This is a genomic window from Marinobacter sp. F4218 (assembly GCF_019443085.1).
GTDB lineage: Bacteria > Pseudomonadota > Gammaproteobacteria > Pseudomonadales > Oleiphilaceae > Marinobacter > Marinobacter albus.
The window spans coordinates 544717-565250 of record NZ_JAHZIL010000003.1 but is presented as its reverse complement, the minus strand read 5'-3'; the positions used below and the strand labels follow the sequence as shown (position 1 = coordinate 565250).

General features: G+C 59.0%; 15 protein-coding genes. 12 read left to right on the top strand and 3 right to left on the bottom strand.

Translation table 11 applies throughout. From position 1 onward, the window contains the following. Window positions 1–142: 142 nt before the first annotated feature. The 8 genes from K0B93_RS06470 (at window position 143) to K0B93_RS06435 (ending at window position 12419) form a co-directional block, all read left to right on the top strand. The gene (locus K0B93_RS06470; RefSeq protein WP_219866425.1) at window positions 143–769 is read left to right on the top strand and encodes a TetR/AcrR family transcriptional regulator; all 627 of its coding nucleotides are present in this window, start codon (window positions 143–145) and stop codon (window positions 767–769) included. Between the two features lie 338 nt (window positions 770–1107). Then, the gene (locus K0B93_RS06465) at window positions 1108–2172 is read left to right on the top strand and encodes a hypothetical protein (RefSeq protein WP_219866424.1); all 1065 of its coding nucleotides are present in this window, start codon (window positions 1108–1110) and stop codon (window positions 2170–2172) included. Between the two features lie 59 nt (window positions 2173–2231). After that, on the top strand, window positions 2232–3242 hold the full coding sequence (locus K0B93_RS06460; protein WP_219866423.1) for a putative solute-binding protein: 1011 nt from the start codon (window positions 2232–2234) through the stop codon (window positions 3240–3242). A gap of 15 nt (window positions 3243–3257) precedes the next feature. After that, entirely contained in the window at window positions 3258–5309 is a 2052-nt protein-coding gene (locus K0B93_RS06455) for a TRAP transporter large permease subunit (RefSeq protein WP_219866422.1), read from the top strand. 153 nt (window positions 5310–5462) lie between these two features. Further along, entirely contained in the window at window positions 5463–8108 is a 2646-nt protein-coding gene (locus K0B93_RS06450; RefSeq protein ID WP_219866421.1) for a S8 family serine peptidase, read from the top strand. After that, window positions 8105–8584: a protease complex subunit PrcB family protein gene (locus tag K0B93_RS06445; RefSeq protein ID WP_219866420.1), complete on the top strand. Its 480-nt coding sequence runs from the start codon at window positions 8105–8107 to the stop codon at window positions 8582–8584. The genes K0B93_RS06450 and K0B93_RS06445 overlap by 4 nt, the downstream gene beginning before the upstream one ends. Window positions 8585–8652: 68 nt before the next feature. Then, window positions 8653–10548 carry a DNA topoisomerase IV subunit B gene (gene parE, locus K0B93_RS06440; RefSeq protein WP_219866419.1) on the top strand — a complete coding sequence of 632 codons (1896 nt, stop codon included), beginning with the start codon at window positions 8653–8655 and terminating at the stop codon, window positions 10546–10548. A 95-nt stretch (window positions 10549–10643) separates the two neighbouring features. Next, entirely contained in the window at window positions 10644–12419 is a 1776-nt protein-coding gene (locus K0B93_RS06435; protein ID WP_219866418.1) for an SLC13 family permease, read from the top strand. Here K0B93_RS06435 and K0B93_RS06430 read toward each other — a convergent pair. Continuing rightward, complete coding sequence (locus K0B93_RS06430; protein ID WP_228743321.1) at window positions 12406–13701, bottom strand: EAL domain-containing protein; 1296 nt, start codon at window positions 13699–13701, stop codon at window positions 12406–12408. The two genes, K0B93_RS06435 and K0B93_RS06430, sit on opposite strands and share 14 nt — an antisense overlap. Window positions 13702–14226: 525 nt before the next feature. On the opposite strand from K0B93_RS06430, the gene K0B93_RS06425 reads away from it, so the two are divergent. Both K0B93_RS06425 and K0B93_RS06420 read left to right on the top strand, forming a co-directional pair. Next, entirely contained in the window at window positions 14227–14772 is a 546-nt protein-coding gene (locus tag K0B93_RS06425; RefSeq protein ID WP_219866417.1) for a cytochrome b, read from the top strand. A 63-nt stretch (window positions 14773–14835) separates the two neighbouring features. Beyond that, complete coding sequence (locus K0B93_RS06420) at window positions 14836–15417, top strand: YceI family protein (protein ID WP_219866416.1); 582 nt, start codon at window positions 14836–14838, stop codon at window positions 15415–15417. A 55-nt stretch (window positions 15418–15472) separates the two neighbouring features. Here K0B93_RS06420 and K0B93_RS06415 read toward each other — a convergent pair whose 3' ends face one another. Beyond that, complete coding sequence (locus K0B93_RS06415) at window positions 15473–16375, bottom strand: neutral zinc metallopeptidase (protein WP_219866415.1); 903 nt, start codon at window positions 16373–16375, stop codon at window positions 15473–15475. 145 nt (window positions 16376–16520) lie between these two features. Continuing rightward, window positions 16521–16772, bottom strand: a complete 252-nt coding sequence (locus tag K0B93_RS06410; RefSeq protein WP_219866414.1) for a hypothetical protein — start codon at window positions 16770–16772, stop codon at window positions 16521–16523. Between the two features lie 226 nt (window positions 16773–16998). Between K0B93_RS06410 and parC the strand changes: the two genes are divergently transcribed. Further along, window positions 16999–19293 carry a DNA topoisomerase IV subunit A gene (gene parC / locus K0B93_RS06405; protein WP_219866413.1) on the top strand — a complete coding sequence of 765 codons (2295 nt, stop codon included), beginning with the start codon at window positions 16999–17001 and terminating at the stop codon, window positions 19291–19293. Continuing rightward, window positions 19286–20518: a phosphoserine phosphatase SerB gene (gene serB / locus K0B93_RS06400; protein WP_219866412.1), complete on the top strand. Its 1233-nt coding sequence runs from the start codon at window positions 19286–19288 to the stop codon at window positions 20516–20518. Before parC ends, serB begins: the two co-directional genes overlap by 8 nt. Window positions 20519–20534: the final 16 nt, after the last annotated feature.

The window sequence follows — 20534 nt, the reverse complement described above, 5'->3', positions numbered from 1 at the left end:
TTACCTTTGCCGGCCATGCTGGCGGGAATGGACGGCGGGGTTGACCAACGATGAAATTGACAATACCAAGCAAGCGCTTGGTTTGTAAACAGGGAAATGTCAGGTAGAATTGTTGGCCCGTTCCGACTGCTGGAAATCCGCTGTGAGCCAATCCGAAATTCTCCAGGCCCTGATCGCCGAAAACCTCGTTTCTGACCCGAATGGCGCCCGCGGGCGTTTGCTGAAGGAAGCGGCCCGTCTCTTCCGGGACAAGGGCTACGAGCGCACCACGGTGAGGGACCTTGCGGCCGCGGTCGGGATTCAGTCCGGCAGTCTGTTTCACCATTTCCGCACCAAGGAGGAGATCCTCAAGGCGGTCATGGTGGAAACCATTCGCCTGAACACCGCATTGATGCAGGCGGCTGTCGATGCGGCCGGGTCGAGCCAGGAAAAGTTGCGGGCACTGGTTCGTGCAGAGCTGGAGTCGGTGAATGGCCAGACCGGCGAGGCCATGGCGGTGCTGGTATTCGAATGGCGCAGCCTCTCCGAAGAATCCCGGGCGGAAGTGCTGGAACTGAGGGATATCTACGAGAAGCTCTGGCTCGATGCCCTGTCATCCCTGAAGCAGGAAGGCCGGTTGGAGGCCGATCCGTTCGTCGTGCGCCGCATGCTGACCGGAGCCCTGAGTTGGACGGTCACCTGGTACAAGCCAACCCGGGGCGGATTGACCTTGGATGGTCTCACGGATGAGGTGATGGCGATGATGGCTCTGGGTACCGCCGGAGCCTAGGCCAGCTGTAGAGGGGCCTCGGAAATGGAGGTTTGATTGGCTTGACGTGCAGGAGTGGTACGAGGGTTCCAGAAGTTCGCCTTATCAAAAGTTATTGTTTTTAATGAAAATAATCCCGGGTGTGTCACTTCCTTTGCGGGCCATTGGCCTGATCGGCATGTGCCGGTTGGCAATCCAGCCATTTTTGTCGAACAGTTTTCCACGCATTCTTGCCCCGTCGATAATGAGAAGCGGCGAGTCAGATCGGGTTTCGGGTCACGGTACGCGTCCGTGACTCCGTGGTAAAAAACCGGTTCTGTCATCCCGAACTTATAAAAATAATGTAAACAGGGCGAATTATGATCTCCTCTCTGGTAACCCTCGTTGGTCGCATTCTGGCCGCACGTCTGAAATTGCTCATGTTCATGGCCCTGGCCGTCCTGGCCGGCTGTTCTGCCAATCCGATCTACACCACCACCGGTGTCGTGCTGTCCAGCTACTCCGAAGGCGAGGCCACGCCTTATGTCATGCAGATGTCGGATCCCCAGATGGCCTGTTCGCTTGGTGAGGGCATTGACCCCCTGCTGTACTCGTTCTCCCGCGTGACCGACGCGCCGGACAGTACCGGTTCGCTGCTGATGCTGTTGGCGGGTAACTGCATGGAATATCGCGCCTGGGAAGCCGAACTTGCCTACCTGAGAGCCGATTTCGAGGGCAACGTGCCGGCGGCCAAGGACGCCCGGGAAGAAGCCAAGCGTCTCAATGCCAAGACGGCGGAGCGTCGGTTGAGAGCCTTCAACCGGGCGATGGCCGCCTACGAGTTTGATCCGGCCGCTGAGCCGCTGGAGTGTCCTTTTCTCTTTACCGAGCAGGACGAACTGACCTTCCTGCTGGGTCTGCTGACCGGTATGCAGGCGATCGTGAACGATGCCAATTCCGGTGCCATGGCAGGCATTCCCCGGAACATTGCGCCCCAGGCGGAGCGAGCCGCCACCTGTCTGGACAACGAAAAGTGGGGTGGTTTGCCGAACTCGATCCGCGCCCTGGTCTGGTTGCTCCTGCCCGATACCCGTCCGGCGCTGTCACCCGATCCCTGGCGAGTTCTGGACAACAGTTCCGAGCTGGGCGTGAAGGCAGGCATGCGAGCCTCCATGGCACTCGAAGCGGTAGCGGCAGAGACCTTTGGCCGTCCGGAAGTGCTGGCCGATACGATTGCTGAGTTTGTCGCCGCCGAGGACACCATCGATGTCTGGGAAGACTACCGGCTGGTGGATCATGTCGCGGCGGGCGTGATCCGGTTTTCCTCCGACAAGCATTGGACTGCCAATTACGGCTATCGGACACCGCAGAGTTTCTTCGGGAAGATGAGCCCGGAGCGGAACACCGAGAACGTTGAAACCATGAACCTGGACGATCTGCTCTAGGGCCATCCGGCAGAATCCTACTGAACACCAAGAACCACAAAAATGACCCGGAGGTCGTTATGATCCGCAAATCCCTTACTGCACTGACCCTGGCCGCTGTCGCCCCGCTGGCTTCGGCCCAGACCGTTTCCATGTGTGTGTTCGATGTCATTGGTGCCAATGGCGACTTCTACAACATGGTCAAAGACTATGCGCTGGAAATGAAAGCCCACGGCGTCGACTTCAATCTCAAGCCCTACACCGATGAGGGGGTGGCGGTCGGGGATTTCAATGCCGGTCAATGCGACGCTGTCGCGGCGACCGATATCCGGACCCGACCGTTCAACCGGTTTACCGGCAGCATCAGCGCTGTGGGTGCGCTTCCTACATACGATGATCTCAAAACCCTGCTGGCCACCCTGGCACAGCCCAAGGCCGCTCCGCTGATGAAAGAGAACGGTTATGAAGTGCTGGGGATTGTTCCCGCTGGCGCTGGCTATCTTTTTGTCAACGATCGCAGCATTGATACCGCAGGCGAGCTGGCCGGCAAACGCATGGCAACCCTGGATTACCAGAAGGACGCCATCCACATGGTGAACTTCGTGAAGGCCACCGTGGTGCCCTCCGATATCACCAATTTCGCCGGCAAATTCAATAATGGTTCGGTTGATACCGCCTACGCGCCTGCTTTTGCCTATGAGGCACTGGAACTTTACAAGGGCATTGGTGAGAAGGGCGGCATCGTGGACTACCCGCTGGCCCAGCTCACCATTCAGATCATTGCCAAAGACGACGTGCTGGACGACGAAGCCGCTCAGCAGGCCCGTGAAGTAGCCTGGGGCATGTTTCCGCAGGCCATGAATCTTATCTCCGGTCAGGAAGAGGCGATTCCCGAAGAAAAATGGGTCCGCATTCCGGAAAAAGACATTCAGGGTTATCAGGAAATGTTCCGCCAGAACCGCCTGGAAATGCGCGACGGCAAGAACGGCGCGCCTGACGTGTACCACCCCAAGATGCTTGGTCTGCTGAGCAAGATCCGTTGTGCCAGCAACCCCTCCGCGTCCGAGTGCACGGCTGCGAACCGCGAATAAAAGGGTGGAACACTCATGAACTGGCGAGCCTTGACCGCGCCCGCAGCCCGGACACTCTATCCCGTGCATCGATTGCACGGGGTTATCCTGCTGCTGCTTCTGCTTTTCACCTTGTTGCTGGGAATGGGGAACTCGCTGCACTCACGCCTGTTGTGGGTGGGTGAGCAGACCTGGCCTGACTATTACCTGCTGAATCCGGATGCCACGGAGCCCTCATGCCAGCTTGAAATGGACGTGGATGCCGAGGTGAAAAAGCGGGTCGAGGCCTATCAGCCGGACCCGGACGATCTGTTCAGCTCGCCGCCGAATCCCGAAGCGATTCGCCAATCCCTGGAGCGTAACCTAGAGCTTTGTCAGCAGGAGTACGCACTGTATGAACAGAACCTGGAACACGCCACACCAGCTTTGGGACTGTTCAAAACAATCGAGCAGGGTCTCGCGGATTTTCTCCTCGATAACATCGAACTGACGAAGTACCTGTTCATTGCGATGTTTGCCATGGCGGCTGCCATTGCAGCGCTGGACGCGGACCATATTGCCTTGCGCCTGCCCCGGAACCGGGCCGAGTGGCGGTTCAGTCAGGCAACGCAATTTGTGGTGAACGGTATGATGGTGGGGTCGCTGAATGCCTACCTCGGCAAGCTCGCAAGTTCCCCCGGATCCGAGGGCACCGTCGATCTGCAATATGCCTGGGCCACCGTGTTCGGTCTCTTCATGGTGATCAATGCCGTTCGGTTCGTGAATGTGCCGGAGCGCATGAAGAATGGTCGGCTGGCGCTGTCTTCCGGTCTGGTGATGCCCCTGTATTGCGCGATGGGGCTCATTGCCATGAGCTACTTCTTCTTCGTGGACGGTTACGCGTCGGGCCTGGCGATCTACTTCGGCATGATGTCCAACCTGTCCTCGATGTTCATCAACATCGGCTTGTATGTGCTGGTAGGTATGGTGCTGAAGCAGACCCGGCTGCCCGAACTGCTCCTCAATGTGATCAAACCCTTCAACCTGCCGGCACCGATGCTGGCCTCGGTGATCATCTTCGCCACCGCGTTCCCAACGGCCTTTACCGGTGCATCAGGCATCTTCATTCTCGCCGTGGGTGGCGTAGTCTACGACGAGTTGCGTCGTGCCGGCGCCGGTCGGCAACTATCGCTTGCCACCACCGCTATGTCGGGCAGCCTCGGTGTCGTGCTCAATCCCTGCCTGCTGATTGTGGTCGTGGCCGCTCTGAACAAGGAAGTCACCACTACCGAGATGTACAGCTGGGGCTTCTGGGTGTTCATCATGTCCGCCTCCCTGTTCTCGCTGATTGTGTGCAAGACCCAGGGCAACTGGAAGCCACGGCCAGCCCCCGGCGCTTTTCGGACATCCCTGGTCCAGATGAAACCACTGGTCCCCTACGTTCTTGTCGGTGCGGCCGTAATTCTGGCGATCTGGGCGATTCTTGGGCTGAAGTTTAACGAATACAGCGCTCCAATGATTTTGCCGCTGGTCATGTTGGCGCTGGTTTTTCTGGATGCCGGCAGCGACCGCCGCGAACTGGGCGAGACCCGGCTCCGGGCCTTCTGGAAGCGCAGCTCTTACGCTGCCAGTGATTCGGCCGTTCACATTGGCGCACTGCTGGCCCTCATCGGTTTCTCCATCTGCCTGGGTGGCATCCTGGAGCGGTCTGATATTGTCCATGCGCTGTTCCCGGAGAATCTCACCAGTCCCTGGATCGCCATGCTGGTCATTGTAGTGATGCTGACCTTCATCGGCATGGTGATGGATCCGTTCGGTGCGGTTATTCTGGTATCGGCAACCATCGCACAACCCGCGATTCAGCTGGGAATCGATCCGCTGCATTTCTGGATCGTGTGTCTCGTGGCGTTTGAACTGGGTTACCTGAGCCCGCCGGTGGCGCTCAACCATCTGCTGACTCGCCAGGTGGTGGGGGAGACCGAGGTGCTCGCGGCGGAGCGGACGGGCACATTCTGGCATCGATACGAACGGCTGCTGTTGCCCCTTGCGGTCATGGGGCCCACGTTGCTTCTGGTGGCCTTCGTGCCCATGCTGTTCTACGCTTTATAACCACGGCTGAGAAAACTGAAACCGCCTCCGGAGTATGCCCGCAGGCGGTTTTTTGCCATCTGGTGCGACGGTTTCGACGTATCGGTTAACACTCAGTAAAAAACGCCAGCTCTGCGATGTTGTATGCTGGAAAACTATCGGAGAGTAATCCCTATGCTATTCAAGGCATGCACCAGAACGCTAATCAGAGGCACGGCGACTGCCGGTCTGTTGCTGGCTCTGGCAGGGTGCGGTGGTGGCTCTGGCGGCAGTTCCGACCCGGTAGCCGTGGCGCTCTCCGGTACCATCGACATCGAAACCGGAACCCGGGTCGACGCGGATAATGCGGATGCTTTGGCGTTGAGCAACACCCGTCTCGGATCGCCTCAGAGCCTGCCGGCAGAATACATCCTGGCCGGCTATGTCAGCGCTTCGGCCGGTGCCTATCCGGCCCTGCCGGATTTTCCGGCCACCGGTTATCCCGCCGATCCCGATGACACATTTTCCATGCGGCTCCGGAATGGCCAGACCGTCGAGCTACAGGCGTTCGCCACCCGGGCCGGAGCCTCGGCCCTGAGGCTGACTGTTGATGGTGTTCAATCCAATGTAACCACCAGTACAAACAGTCGTATCAGTGTGACCAATTCCGGGGCAGACGGTAGCTATACCGTCCGGGTAGAGTCTGAGGGGCCAACCCCCATGCTCTATGTCCTGTCCACGGCGGTGAATCCCACCGGAAACGCCGTCTCCCTGCGTTGGCCGGAGCACGAGTTTGTCGAAGGAGAAGCCCTCGTCGCGCTGAATAATCCAGTGGACCAGGCCACGGCCCAGTCCATGCTTTCCCAGAACGACATGGTGCCTGCCCAGGAACTGGCCCCGGGGCTCTGGCGGGTCAAGGCGCCGGTCTCGAAAGCCCTTGGAAGCGGCGAGCAAGCCGGTGCCGCGACCCTGGACTGGATACGGGCCCTGCAGAAGCGGCCGGATATCGCCTCCGCGACACCGAATTACCGGATGCAGGCGATGACGCCGGTCGATGAGCCGCTCTACAGTGCCCAACAGTGGCATTATGGTTTGTTGAACGCCCCCACGGCCTGGCAGCTGGCCCCCGATGGGGGTGAGGGAGTCACCGTCGCGGTAATGGACACGGGGCTGTATCGAGGTTCAGGTGGCTGGCACAGTGATATTGATGCCAACGTCAGTACAAACCTTGCGGGGTCTGACTTCGTTTCAGAGCAGTTTGATAACGACGGCCAGCCGGGTCGGGACAGCAATCCGGCGGATCCGGGCAACAGCGTCGGTGGAAGCGTTTACCATGGCACCCATGTGGCGGGAACCGTTGCTGCTTTGATAAATGAAGAAGGAGGGGGCGGCGTTGCATTCAACTCCACCCTGTTGCCGGTCCGGGTTCTGGGAGAGGGCGGTGCCGGTTCCTCCGCCGACCTTTTGGCGGCGCTGCAATGGGTCGGCGGACCTGAGGGCGGCCAGCCAAGAGCGAACATTGCGAACCTGAGTCTCGGCGGACTGCCGTATATCCAGTCTTTGCAGGATGCCATCAATACTGGGACCGAACGGGGTGTCATATTCGTGGCGGCTGGGGGCAACGCCGGAACAAGCGCCGAATCCTATCCCGCCGCCTTTGACAATGTGTTCGCGGTCAGCGCAGTCGACGGCGCCGGTGACCTTGCGTCCTACTCGAATTTCGGCAACTGGATTGATGTCGCCGCGCCCGGCGGTGATGCCAGCCGCGATGGCAATGCCGATGGCCGTGGTGATGTGGTGGTCAGTACCAGCGCCAGTGTAATTAACGGTTCGTTGCAGGAAACCTACATCGGGCTGCAGGGCACCTCGATGGCGGCGCCTCACGTGTCGGCAGTGATGGCGCTGATGAAAAATCAGAATCCCGCTCTGGATTACGGTGCCATCAATGCTTTCCTGATGGCCGGTGAGTTAACCGTGGCAAGCTGCGCCAGTCCGCCCTGTCCGAAGACCAGTGAACTGGGGTGGGGGTTGCTGGACGCCGGTAAGGCAACGTCGGCTGCCCTTTCAGCCCCGATAACAGATCTATTGACGGCGTCCCCTGCCATTGTATCGCTTTCGTCCGAAGGCAGTCTTTCGGCTACCGTGGTACTTGAAGTCTATGGTGACAATGCGCAGGCTGTGACCATTGACACTATTTCGGAACCGCCGCCGTGGCTCAATATTGAGCCTCTGGCACAGAGCGAAGGCACCCGGTTCGAGTTGCCCATGTCATTAAATCTCGACGCTTTGGAACCGGGTATTTCCGAGCGCGCTTCAATAGAGATTACCTACAGGGGCGGTCAGACTCGCACGCTCGAAATCCCCGTGGTCGGCCAGGAGGTCACCGACCAGCAGGCCCGGGACGCCGGCCGGCACTTTGTGCTCCTGGTGGACCCGGAACCGGAAGGCGGGTTCTACACCACTGTCGCCCAGACCAACGTGGTGGCCGAGAATGGCCGCTACCGGTTTGCCTTCGTGCCGGATGACGGTCAGGAACCGAAACAGTTGAATGAGGTGCCGCCGGGGAACTATATCCTGGTGGCGGGCACCGATCTGGATAACGACGCCCTGATCTGTCATGCCGGTGAAGCCTGCGCGGAATACCCGGTGGCTGGTCTGAGGGAAGAAATTACGGTTTCGGCGGGCGAGGCCATTGAGGGCATCCGCATGACCACCAGCTATTCCCGGCCGTCGATTTCGGCGGCCTCGCCTGATCAGCTCCCTCGCCCCGGGTTCCGGGGCTACCAGCTGTTATCACCCAACCCGGACGCCGACGACGTAAAGGCCCTTGCCCAACCATGACACTGATTCCTCGAGTAATTACCGGTGTGGCTGTTCTTGCCGGCGTGTTTGGTGCCGGTTGCGCGGTTAGTCAGACAGAAACGTCCTCCGGCGCACCCCTGGCCCGGCAGATCGTCCAGTCCTCCAACTGCGGGCTGACAGCGCCCGGTCACCTGCACCTGAAAAGCGGTGCCGAGGTGGGCCGTCTGGAGGCCCTGCCGGGGCGAAGCCTGCCGCTGGCGCCGCTCCGGGAGATCCGGTTCGACAATGAGCATGTGATCCTGGCAGCGCTCGGGCAGAAACCAACGGGTGGTTACAGCGTCACCCTGGCCGGGTCGGTGATCGAAGATGACGTTCTCGAGCTTCAACTGAGAATCCAGGAACCGGAGCCGGGAACGATGGTTACTCAGGCCCTGACCACACCGTGCGCGGCCATCGCCGTGACAGCCTCAGGTTGGAATGACATCCGGATCACGCCGGTCGAAAACAACCGTTGATCTTTCCCGCCGAATCCCTAAGCTATGACCCAGCTTTTTAGTTCCTACTGCGGAGTTACTTCCTGCCTATGAGTCAGCAACAATATAACGCCGATGCCATTGAAGTACTGAGCGGCCTGGACCCGGTGCGCAAGCGCCCGGGGATGTATACCGATACCAGTCGCCCCAACCATCTGGCGCAGGAAGTCATCGATAACAGCGTCGATGAGGCGCTTGCCGGACACGCCCGTCGCATCGACGTTGTCCTCTACAGTGACGGTTCCCTCAGTGTTGAGGATGACGGCCGGGGTATGCCCGTCGACCTGCATAAGGAAGAGGGACTCCCGGGGGTCGAGCTAATCCTGACCCGGCTGCATGCCGGCGGCAAGTTCTCCCAGGGTAACTACAACTTCTCCGGTGGCTTGCACGGGGTGGGGGTTTCCGTCGTCAACGCATTGTCCACGCACCTTGAGGTGACCATCAAGCGGGACGGTCAGCTGCACCGGATGACGTTTGCCAACGGTGACAAGGCCTCCGAACTGGAAGTGGTGGACACGGTGGGTAAGCGCAACACCGGCACGCGCCTGAAGTTCACCCCGGATGTCAGCTACTTCGACAGCCCGAATTTCTCCGTCAGTCGTCTGCGTCATAACCTGCGTGCCAAGGCGGTACTTTGTCCGGGGCTCACCGTTACGTTCCTGCAGGAAAAGACCGGCGAGAAGGACGAATGGTGCTATGAGGACGGTCTCCGGGATTATCTGCGTTCGGCCCTGGCGGATATTGAGGCGGTCCCCCTGGAGCCGTTTACCGGCAGCTTCTCCGGTAACAAGGAAGCCGCCGATTGGGCCATCCAGTGGTTGCCGGAAGGTGGTGAAACCGTGATGGAAAGTTACGTGAACCTGATCCCGACTGCCCAGGGCGGTACCCACGTTAACGGTTTGCGGACCGGTCTGCTGGAGGCGATGCGGGAATTCTGTGAGTTCCGGAACCTGCTGCCCCGGGGCGTAAAGCTCTCACCCGAGGATATCTGGGAGCGGGCAGCGTATGTGCTCTCATTCAAGATGCAGGAGCCCCAGTTCTCCGGTCAGACCAAGGAACGCCTGTCCTCCCGCGAGGCGGCCGCGTTCATTTCCGGTGTGGTCAAGGACGCCTTCAGTCTGTGGCTGAACCAGCACACCGACGTTGCCGAGGCGTTGGCGGAGCTGTTCATCAGCAATGCCCAGCGCCGTTTGCGGGCCAGCAAGAAGGTAGCCCGGAAGAAGGTCACCTCGGGACCGGCGTTGCCGGGCAAGCTGGCGGATTGTTCCGGCGGTGATACTGCCCGCTCGGAACTCTTCCTGGTGGAGGGCGACTCAGCCGGTGGTTCTGCGAAACAGGCCCGCGATCGGGAATTCCAGGCGGTGATGCCGCTGCGGGGCAAGATCCTGAATACCTGGGAAGTCGATCCGTCAGAAGTGCTGGCATCCCAGGAAGTCCATGACATTGCCGTGGCCATCGGGGTGGATCCGGGCTCCGACAAACTTGACGGTCTGCGGTACAACAAAGTCTGCATCCTTGCCGACGCCGATTCCGATGGTCTCCACATTGCGACCCTGCTGTGCGCGCTGTTCGTGAAGCATTTCCGACCGGTGGTTGCCGCCGGGCACGTATTCGTTGCCATGCCACCGCTGTACCGCGTGGATCTGGGTAAGGAAACCTTCTACGCCCTGGACGAGCATGAGAAACAGGGGATTATCGATCGAATCGCCGCCGAGAAGCGCAAGGGCAAGATTTCCGTCACCCGGTTCAAGGGGCTGGGTGAGATGAACCCGCTGCAGCTCCGGGAGACCACCATGGCCCCCGATACCCGTCGCCTGGTTATGCTCACGATCGAAGATGGTGACGAGACCGACAGCCGGATGGACATGCTGTTGGGTAAAAAGCGGGCATCCGACCGCCGCTCCTGGCTTGAAACCTACGGCAACATTGCCGACGTGGTCGTTTAATATTCCTAAGGATGCTATAAAAAGCATCCTTTATTCTTTCTAAGTATTCCCCAAAGCCGTTATCCTGCCAGTTTTCTTTCCGGGAAGAACCGTAAATGGACTGGCAAGGCTGGTTTGCGCTGGGCCTGGCGGGCACCTCGCTGATACTCATGAGTGTTGGACGAATCGCACCCTACTTGGTGATGATGGGGGTGCTGGTCGTGCTCAGTGCCAGTGGCATTATCTCTGCTGATCAGGCGCTTGCCGGATTCAGCAACAGCGGTCTGATCACCGTGGTGGCCATGTTCGTGGTTGCTGCCGGTATTCACCACTCCGGTGGCGTCGATCTGCTGGTCCACCATTTGCTCCGCAACCCGAAAACCGTTCGCAGTGCCCAGGCCCGGATCGCTCTTCCGGTTTCTCTGCTCAGCGGATTTCTGAATAACACGCCGGTGGTTGCCACCATGATTCCGGCGGTGCATGCCTGGTCCAGAAAGATTGGCATCTCTCCCTCCAAGTTGATGATTCCCCTAAGTTATTCAGCCATTCTCGGGGGCACTCTGACGCTCATCGGTACCAGTACAAACCTTGTGGTGAACGGCCAGTACCAGCAGCTCACCGGAGGGCAGGGGTTCTCGATCTTTTCCATTACGGCCGTCGGGCTCCCTGTTGCCGTAATCGGTGTTGCTGTGATTCTGCTGGTGATGCCCAGAGCATTGCCGGACCGGAAGGACCAGCAGAAGTTCGGCTCCATGCGGGAGTTCACTCTGGAAGTCGCCGTATCCTTTGACGGGCCGCTGGTGGGTAAAACAGTGGGAGAGGCCGGCTTGCGGGAGCTGGAGCGACTCTATCTGGTCGAAATCGAGCGTGATGGGAGCGTGGTTACCGCCGTGCCTTCGGAAGAACGGCTTCGGGGTGGCGACCGTCTCGTGTTTGCCGGTGACACTCAGGCCATCTCCGACCTTTTGCGGATCAACGGTATTGTGCCGTCCGTGCATGAAGACGAACCCAGCCTGAGCCAGGACCGGGCTGAGCGAAGGCTCGTTGAAGCCGCACTGTCCCCGCAATCGGATGTGCTTGGAATGACCATCCGTGATGCCCGTTTCAGGGACCGGTATGGTGCCGTTGTCCTGGCCGTGGCTCGCGGAGGCGAGCGGGTTTCCGGCAACCTCGGCAACATCCGCCTGAAACCGGGGGATGTGTTGCTGCTGGAGGCGCGTCCAGCGTTTGTAAGCCGTCAGCGTTACAACAAGGATTTCCTGCTGATCAACGATCTGGAAACAGAAACCCCGCGCCATGACCGGGCATGGCTATCCTGGGGCATTCTGCTGGTGCTGGTCGGGCTGGCTGCCTGTAGCGTTCTGAGCATGCTGAATGCGGCTCTCCTGGGAGCGGCCATGATGATCATTACCGGGTGCTGCTCCGTCGGCCAGGCTCAGAAATCCGTTGATGTCCCGGTAATTCTGACCATCGCTGCATCCTTTGCGTTGGGCGCGGCCCTGCTGGAGACCGGTGCCGCAAGGTTTGTCGCCGAAGGCATCCTGGGTCTGAGCCAGGGAAATGTTCTTCTGGCGATCCTGCTCGTATACATCACGGTGTCGGTACTGACCGAAGTGATCACCAATAATGCCGCTGCCGTGCTGGTGATTCCGGTTGTCCTGTCCATGACCTCCAGTATGGGGGTTGATGCTGAGCCATTTGTGATTGCGGTCATGATGGCGGCTTCGGCCAGCTTCGCGACCCCGCTGGGCTACCAGACAAATATGATGGTGTTCGGTCCGGGCGGGTACCGTTTTGGTGATTTCGTTCGGGTTGGGCTGCCTATGAACGTGTTCATCGGCGCGATTACGGTGGTTGTTATTGCCCTGGTTTACGGAATCAGTATTGGCTGATGGAGGGTTCTGGCGGATTGGCCAGAATGTCGCAGCATAACACCCGCAGCTCACCCTCCTGGTAGTAGCCCAGCGACAGGGTCACGCACATGTAGGCGCCGGTAACGCAGAGGTAGGGTGCGGTGATGTGAAGGCTTTCCGGCTGAGCCAGTGCCTGACGCAGGTACTGTTGTCGGAACCAGTCGGCGCTGCTGGTGCTTTCCAGGGGCTTAAAGCGAGGGTCCCGGCTGCGGACGCCGAGCTCGGACACCAGGGTATCTTCAATCTGTACGCCCCGGTCGTTCACCAGGTAGCAACGCGAAACCGCCGGATGGTTCAGCAGTTTCACGCAGGCGTGATCCATGCTCGATCCGCTCCCCAGCCTGTCGATGGCATCCTTGAAAAAGCCGCTAAAAAATCCCACCAGTTGCCGCGTCGGATCCAGGGTCACCTGGTTGCGGGTTTTGTATTCGTCCAGTAGCTCATCAAAGTTCGCGGGGGTGCGCGTCAAGGCTTCCAGATCGATACTCGGGCGCCGGAAGAAGAACCCCTGAACAAAGTCGACGCCGGCATCAATGGCGATCATGGCCTGATCCCGGGTTTCCACCCCTTCCAGCAACACCAGGCAGCCTGACTGGTGCAACAGGGAAACAATGCCATTGAGAATCTGCCGGGCTTTGTTGTCTTCCGTGGCTCGGGTGAGCAGGGTGCGGTCCAGCTTCACGATGTCCGGCGACAGGTTCCAGATGCGCTCGAAGTTCGAGTGTCCGGCACCGAAATCATCAATGGCAGTCAAGCACCCGAGTTTCTTGTAATAGGCGACTGTTTCTTTGAGTTTTTCTGCGTCGTCGGTGGGTTGCTCCACAATCTCCATCACAATCCGGTGCGGCGGCAGACCTGTCTGCCTGAGCAGCTGTCCAAAAAACGAGTCGGCCTGGCTGCCGCTGGTGACGGCCTGGGGAGATACGTTCAGGAAAAGCCAGTTGAGCTGGTCCTCTAGGCCACTGTAGTTGCGAATGTGCAGGTAGCGGCACAGTCGGTCCAGGAGCAGGTTCTCTGCATTGGAGGATGGCAGCTGGAACAGGTGAAGCGGCAGGACGGCTGAATTGTCATTGTCGAAGGCCCGGATCAGCGCTTCGTAACCAACAATGCGCTTGTGGGAAATGCTGTAGATCGGTTGCAGGGCTGTCCTGAGGGTAAGTCCCTGAAAGCTGGCGGTCCAGGTGTCGCCTTCCTGGCTGAGCATGGGGGACAGCAAATCCAGTTCCGGGGCTGTCAGCTTTTCGGAGAGGCTTCGCGACATAGACTGTTCTGATTGGTTGCACGAAAACATCAGGTGCCTCAGAAGGGACGGCCTGAACTGTCGATAATCAGTACATATGCGGCGAGCAGGAAGGCAGCACTACTGACGTAAGTGCCGAGATTGCCAAAAAAAAGAATTTATTACCACTCTTTCATACAGAAAGTGGAAGCCAATCGTATCTTTGTCCGACTAATTGCCGGGTTTGTCAGCCGAGCGGCCCAGAGGCCGCCAGGGGATCAGTTGTTGCTTGGAACAACAACACTTTCGTCGAATTCGAGTTCCATGTCTGTATCCTCTCGGTCAATGAGAGCCCTCGATGGGGCTGCGAAATATGTGTTAAGTCTATCTATGCTGTAGTTTTGAGCAATCCGTAAAATCCGTATACGACCAAAGGCATAGATGTATTCTGTTAGTCAGAAATTCTGATGTTGGTCTGCAAAACATTTCGATTTTTTTCATCAAACCCGGCTCGTAGAATCCGGGCAAAGTGAAAAGTAATCAGACAGGTAAGGCTCCGAACCGACAATGCAGCTCAGAAATTCCTCCGAACGATATGGGGTTGTCGCCATTTCCATGCATTGGCTCGTGGCCGCAGTGGTCATCGGCCTGTTTGCGCTGGGTTACTGGATGGTGGATCTGTCGTATTACCACGACTGGTACAATCAAGGCCCCGATATTCATCGCAGCGTCGGCATTCTGTTATTCGGACTCATGATCGCCCGTATGCTCTGGCGCCTGCTTGATTACGATCCGGGACCTCTGTCGAACCACACGCGCTTGGAAGTCGCCAGCGCACAGGCCGCTCACGCCCTGTTGTACCTCCTGTTATTTGTGGCCATGATCAGTGGCTACCTGATCTCAACGGCCGACGGCTCGGCTATCAGCGTATTCGGGTGGTTTGACGTGCCGTCGCTGACTGGCCAGGTCAAGGGTCTCGAGGACACAGCGGGTGCGGTTCACTACTGGTCGACCTGGGCAATTGTTTTGCTGGCAGCGCTGCACGCCGGCGCCGCCTTCAAGCACCACCTGATTGATCGCGACCGTACTCTCCGGCGTATGTTTGGCAAGTGAGCTGGATGGTGCTCAAACGTTAAAAGTGGCCCTCAGGGTCTGAACCGAGAAAGGGAGAAACCGATGAAGAAAGTTTTGCTCGCATCTGCCATGTCCATGGTGTTGGTTGGCGGTGTCCATGCCGACGAGCACAGCGGCACCTATGCCTTCGATAAAAAAGGTTCACACCAGTTCGTGACCTTCAAGATTTCACACCTGGGCTACAGCTGGCTGTATGGTCGTTTTAACGATTTTGATGGTCAGTTCGTCTACGACGCGGAGAATCCTGAGAACAGTTCCGTGTCCGTCACCATCGACACCTCCAGCGTTGATTCCAACCACGCCGAGCGCGACAAGCACCTGCGTAGCGAGGACTTCCTGTACGTCGACGAATACCCGGAAGCGAGTTTCAAGAGCAAGCGTGTGGTTGTCGATGACGAGGGCGAAGCGGATATCATTGGTGATCTGACCCTTCGCGGCGTGACTCGGGAAGTCACCCTCGAGGCTGAAATGATTGGCCACGGAGACGACCCCTGGGGTGGGTATCGTATGGGATTCGAAGCCGAGACCGAGCTTCGGCTGAAGGATTTCGGCATTCCCATGGATCTGGGCAAGGCATCTGAAACCGTCGACATTATCATTTCCGTCGAAGGTGTCCGCCAGTAATACGCACCGATTCTGGCCGAGGAGGTTCCGGGTGAGGTCGCCCGGAGCCCCTTCCTCACAGTGACTCGGCGGCGAAAGTGTTACAGGCTTCAATGTCGCCGCTTTCGAACCCCCTGCGGAACCAGCGTACCCGTTGTTCGGACGTGCCGTGGGTGAAACTGTCAGGCACGACCTGTCCGCCCGACCGGCGCTGGAGTCGATCATCCCCGATTGCTGAAGCGGCGATTAAGGCTTCGTCCAGATCTCCCGGCTCGAGAATCTGGCGATCGCGATGGGCTATGTGCCCCCACACTCCTGAAAAACAGTCGGCCTGCAGCTCCTGCCGGACAGAAAGTCCGTTGATCTCTTCCTGACTCCGACCCTGTCCCGCCTGACGTACTTCCTGGCTGATGCCCATCAGCGTTTGCACGTGATGTCCCACCTCATGGGCGATGACATACGCCTGGGCAAAATCACCCGGTGCCCCGAATCGCCTGGCCAGGTCCTCGAAGAACGACAGGTCAAGATAAACCTTCTGGTCTCCCGGACAGTAGAAAGGACCGACTGCGGCGCTGGCGAAGCCGCACGCAGACTGTACCTGGTCCGAAAACAGTACCAGGGTCGGTTCACGATAATTGCCGCCAAGCCCGTTGAAAATGGTTCGCCAGGTATCCTCGGTATCGGCGAGGACGACGGACGTGAAATCAGCAAGCTGCTGCTCAGCCTCGGAGAATTCCCGCGGCGCCTGGGCGGTGGTAGTGCCGCCCGTGAGCATGGGTAGCAGGTCGATACCAAGGAACTTTCCACCCAGTACGACCGCAACGCCGGCGATCAGGATTACCCGGCCGATCTTGCTTCGAAAAAGCAGGGTGAGGAGTCTGAGTAGCAGGATCCCGCCGGCGCCGGCTGACGAATAACGCTGCGTTTGCCCGCGTCGATCTTCGATGTTGTCGCTTCGTCTGCCGCTTCGCCAGCGCATTCCAGTATCCTCCGGTCACGCCCTCGGACGGTCAGCGCCTGTAGCCGGCACCGTCGTTGAAATTAACCTGAAGAATAGCAGCGGAAGAGGGGATGTCTTTGTTACTGTCGGGACTTTGTGCGTCAAACAAGACAACCTGACGGTGTCAGGTTGCCCGATGGGAAGGGTCGGTTGCTTTGCTGGCCGACTGGCCAGATTTGCAAAGATGACGCTGTCGCCAGAACTGACCGGCAAAAATGACCAGCCAAATGAGCACGCCAGCCCAAAGGTAGGGCTCGGGGACCTGGAATGTGCCACTGATTGCAAACTCCACCAGGAGCATCAGTGCGACTGCCAGTACCGCATTCACCATGGCGGTAACCATGGCTTGCCCGCAGGCTTTGAGGTCGGGTTTCATAGTGTTCCGCTTGTTTGGAAAGTTAAACGGTCTTCTATCCAGTGACGGTGAGCATACGGCTAGCATTACAGAGTCTCCATTCGGGAATTCCGCTATTGGAAATTGGTGTATCCGTGCCGGCGTCCATATAATGTGGCCTCGCGCTGACGTCCGTGATTAATTCGGACGCAAGCGGTAGCATCATCGGCGTCATTCACATCAGGTAATACAGGCAGAAGAGGCATCCATGCCAGAGTTTCAGACTACGGATGAAGGCTTTGAGCGGGTTTCACTCAGGGACTACACGGAAAAGGCCTATCTCGACTATTCCATGTACGTCATCCTTGATCGGGCCCTCCCCAACGTAGGAGACGGGCTGAAGCCGGTTCAGAGGCGCATTGTGTACGCCATGTCCGAACTGGGTTTGAAGTCCACGTCCAAGTACAAGAAATCCGCACGTACCGTTGGTGATGTCCTGGGTAAGTTCCACCCCCACGGTGACAGCGCCTGCTATGAAGCCATGGTGTTGATGGCCCAGCCGTTTTCTTACCGGTATCCCCTTGTGGACGGTCAGGGCAACTGGGGATCTCCGGACGATCCCAAGTCGTTTGCAGCGATGCGTTACACCGAGTCCCGGCTCGCACCGTTCGCGGAAGTTCTGCTCGGTGAGTTGGGCCAGGGAACCGTAGACTGGGTGCCCAATTTCGACGGCACCATGGATGAGCCCTCGGTTCTGCCCGCCCGACTGCCCCATGTCCTGCTCAATGGCACCACCGGTATTGCGGTCGGCATGGCTACGGACATCCCACCCCACAATGTGCGTGAGGTCACAGCCGCCTGTATCCGGCTGCTGGACAGCCCGGATGCATCGGTGGATGAGCTGTGTGAGCACATCAAGGGCCCGGATTTCCCGACCCAGGCCGAGATCATCACACCGCGCAAGGACATCCGCCAGATGTACGAAACCGGGCGCGGTTCCCTGCGGATGCGAGCCCGCTGGATTCGCGAGAACGGCGAAATCATCATTACTGATCTGCCGCACCAGGTGTCAGGTGCCCGGGTGCTGGAGCAGATTGCCCAGCAGATGCAGGCAAAGAAACTGCCCATGGTCGCAGATCTCCGTGACGAGTCCGACCACGAGAATCCCACGCGCCTTGTGATTGTTCCGCGTTCCAACCGGGTGGATCTGGAAGGCCTGATGGCGCACATGTTTGCCAGTACGGACCTTGAGAAAACCTATCGGGTGAATATCAATGTGATTGGCAATGATGGCCGGCCCGGAGTCAAGGGTCTGCACGAAATGCTGACCGAGTGGCTGGCCTTCCGCCGGACCACGGTAACCCGACGCTTGCAGCATCGGCTGGATAAGGTTCTGGCGCGCCTGCATCTCCTCGAGGGTTTGCTGATCGCCTACCTCAATATTGACGAGGTAATCGAGATCATCCGGACCGAAGACAAGCCCAAGGCGGTCCTGATGTCGCGCTTCGGGCTCTCGCCGGATCAGGCCGAAGCCATTCTTGAGCTCAAATTGCGGCACCTGGCCAAGCTCGAGGAAATGAAGATCCGGGGCGAGCAGGATGAGTTGGCCGCTGAGCGCGATGAGCTGCAGTCAATCCTGGGGTCCGAAGACCGTCTCCGGGAACTGATCAAGGCTGAGTTGCAGGCGGACGCTGAAACCTTCGGGGACGACCGCCGTTCCCCTATCGTTGAGCGCGAGGAGGCTCGCGCTTTCAGCGAGGTTGACCTGGTTTCCAATGACCCGGTCACGGTGGTGCTGTCGGAAAAAGGTTGGGTTCGCGCCGCAAAAGGCCACGATATCGAGCCGGAAGGCCTGAGTTACAAGGCGGGTGACCGCTATGCCCTGGCGGCGCATGGGCGTAACAACCAGCAGGCGATATTCCTCGATTCAACCGGTCGGGCGTACTCGCTGATGGCGCACAGCCTACCCTCGGCCAGGGGGCAGGGCGAGCCGCTGACCGGCCGGATCAATCCGCCGTCCGGCGCGAGCTTCTCCGGCCTGCTGATGGGCGACCCGGGCCGAAAAACACTGCTGGTCACCGACGGCGGCTATGGCTTCGTCACCTCTCTGAACGACATGATCAGCAAGAACCGGAACGGCAAGGCGGTGGTCAGTGTGCCCAAAGGGGCCAGGCTCATGCCTCCGGTCACCGTTCCGCAAACGGATAAAACCCTTTACCTCGGTGCGATCTCGAACGAGGGCCGGATGCTGGTGTTCCCGCTCAGTGAATTGCCGGAACTGGCCAAGGGTAAGGGCAACAAGATCATCAGCATCCCGTCGGCCCGGGTTCAGAATCGGGAGGAGTTCGTGGTTGCGGTGGCGGTATTCGCCGAGGATGATCAGCTGGAAATCCGGGCCGGCAAGCGCAAGATGGGGCTGCAGTTCAGCGATCTGGAGCACTATCTGGGGGAGCGCGGCCGGCGCGGCCACAAGCTGCCCCGTGGGCTCCAGCGGGTAGACGCCATTGACGTGATTGCCTCAGCAGCGAGAACGGAAGAAGAGGAGAGCGCCGAGAGTGAGTGAACTGGTACTGATTAACGTTTCCGGCCGGGACAAGCCCGGGCTCACCTCGGAGATTACCGGGATCATGGGCCAGTACGCGGTTCGTATCCTCGATATCGGCCAGGCGGTGATTCACGATCATCTGACCTGGGGCATCCTGATTGAGATCCCGGACGAATCTAAGTCGTCACCGGTGATCCGCGATCTGCTGTTCCGGCTCCACGCGCTGGATCTGCAGGTGCGGTTTGCACCGATCTCGGTGGAGGAATATCAGTCCTGGGCCGAAGGGCGCAACCGCGCCTGTTACATCGTCACATTGCTGTCCCGCGACATCAAGGCAGAGCAGATTGCGAGGGTGTCGGCGATCACCGCCAGGCATGGACTCAACATCGACAACATTTCCCGTCTGTCGGCCCGGCCGTCGTTGAACCCGTCGGAAAACCGGATTGCCTGCGTGGAGTTCTCGGTGCGTGGCACGCCATCCGATCCTGAAACGCTCCGGGCGGATTTCCTGCACATCGCCGGCGAGATGAACGTGGACATTGCCTTCCAGGAAGACTCCATATTCCGCCGTAACCGGCGGCTGGTGGTCTTCGATATGGATTCCACCCTGATCGACGCCGAGGTCATCGATGAGTTGGCGCTTGAAGCCGGTGTCGGTGAGCAGGTGGCCGGGATTACCGAGCGGGCCATGCAGGGGGAGCTCGACTTCAGCCAAAGCTTTGCCGAGCGCCTGGCTCTGTTGAAGGGGCTGGACGAGGCCGTGCTTGAAGGCATTGCCGCCCGACTCCGGATGACCGAGGGTGCCGAGCATCTGATCAAGAGCCTGAAGGCGCTGGGCTACCGTACTGCGATCCTGTCCGGTGGCTTCACCTATTTTGCCCGCCATCTCCAGAACAAGCTGGGCATCGATTATGTCTATGCGAACGAGCTGGAGATCGAGGACGGCAAGGTTACCGGCCGTGTCGCCGGACAGATTGTCGACGGCAACCGGAAGGCTGAATTGTTGCTGGAGATTGCCGAGAAGGAGCACATTTCCCGTGAGCAGGTCATCGCCGTGGGTGACGGGGCCAACGACCTTCCAATGCTGAGCCAGGCCGGGCTGGGCGTGGCATTTCGTGCCAAGCCACTGGTCAAGGAGTCCGCGCGCCACTCCATTTCGACGTTGGGGCTGGATGCGATCCTGTATCTGATCGGTTTCCGGGAGAGTGAGACCAATCAAGGGCTTGAGCGGGCGGGTTTCTAAAACGCCTGGAGCACCG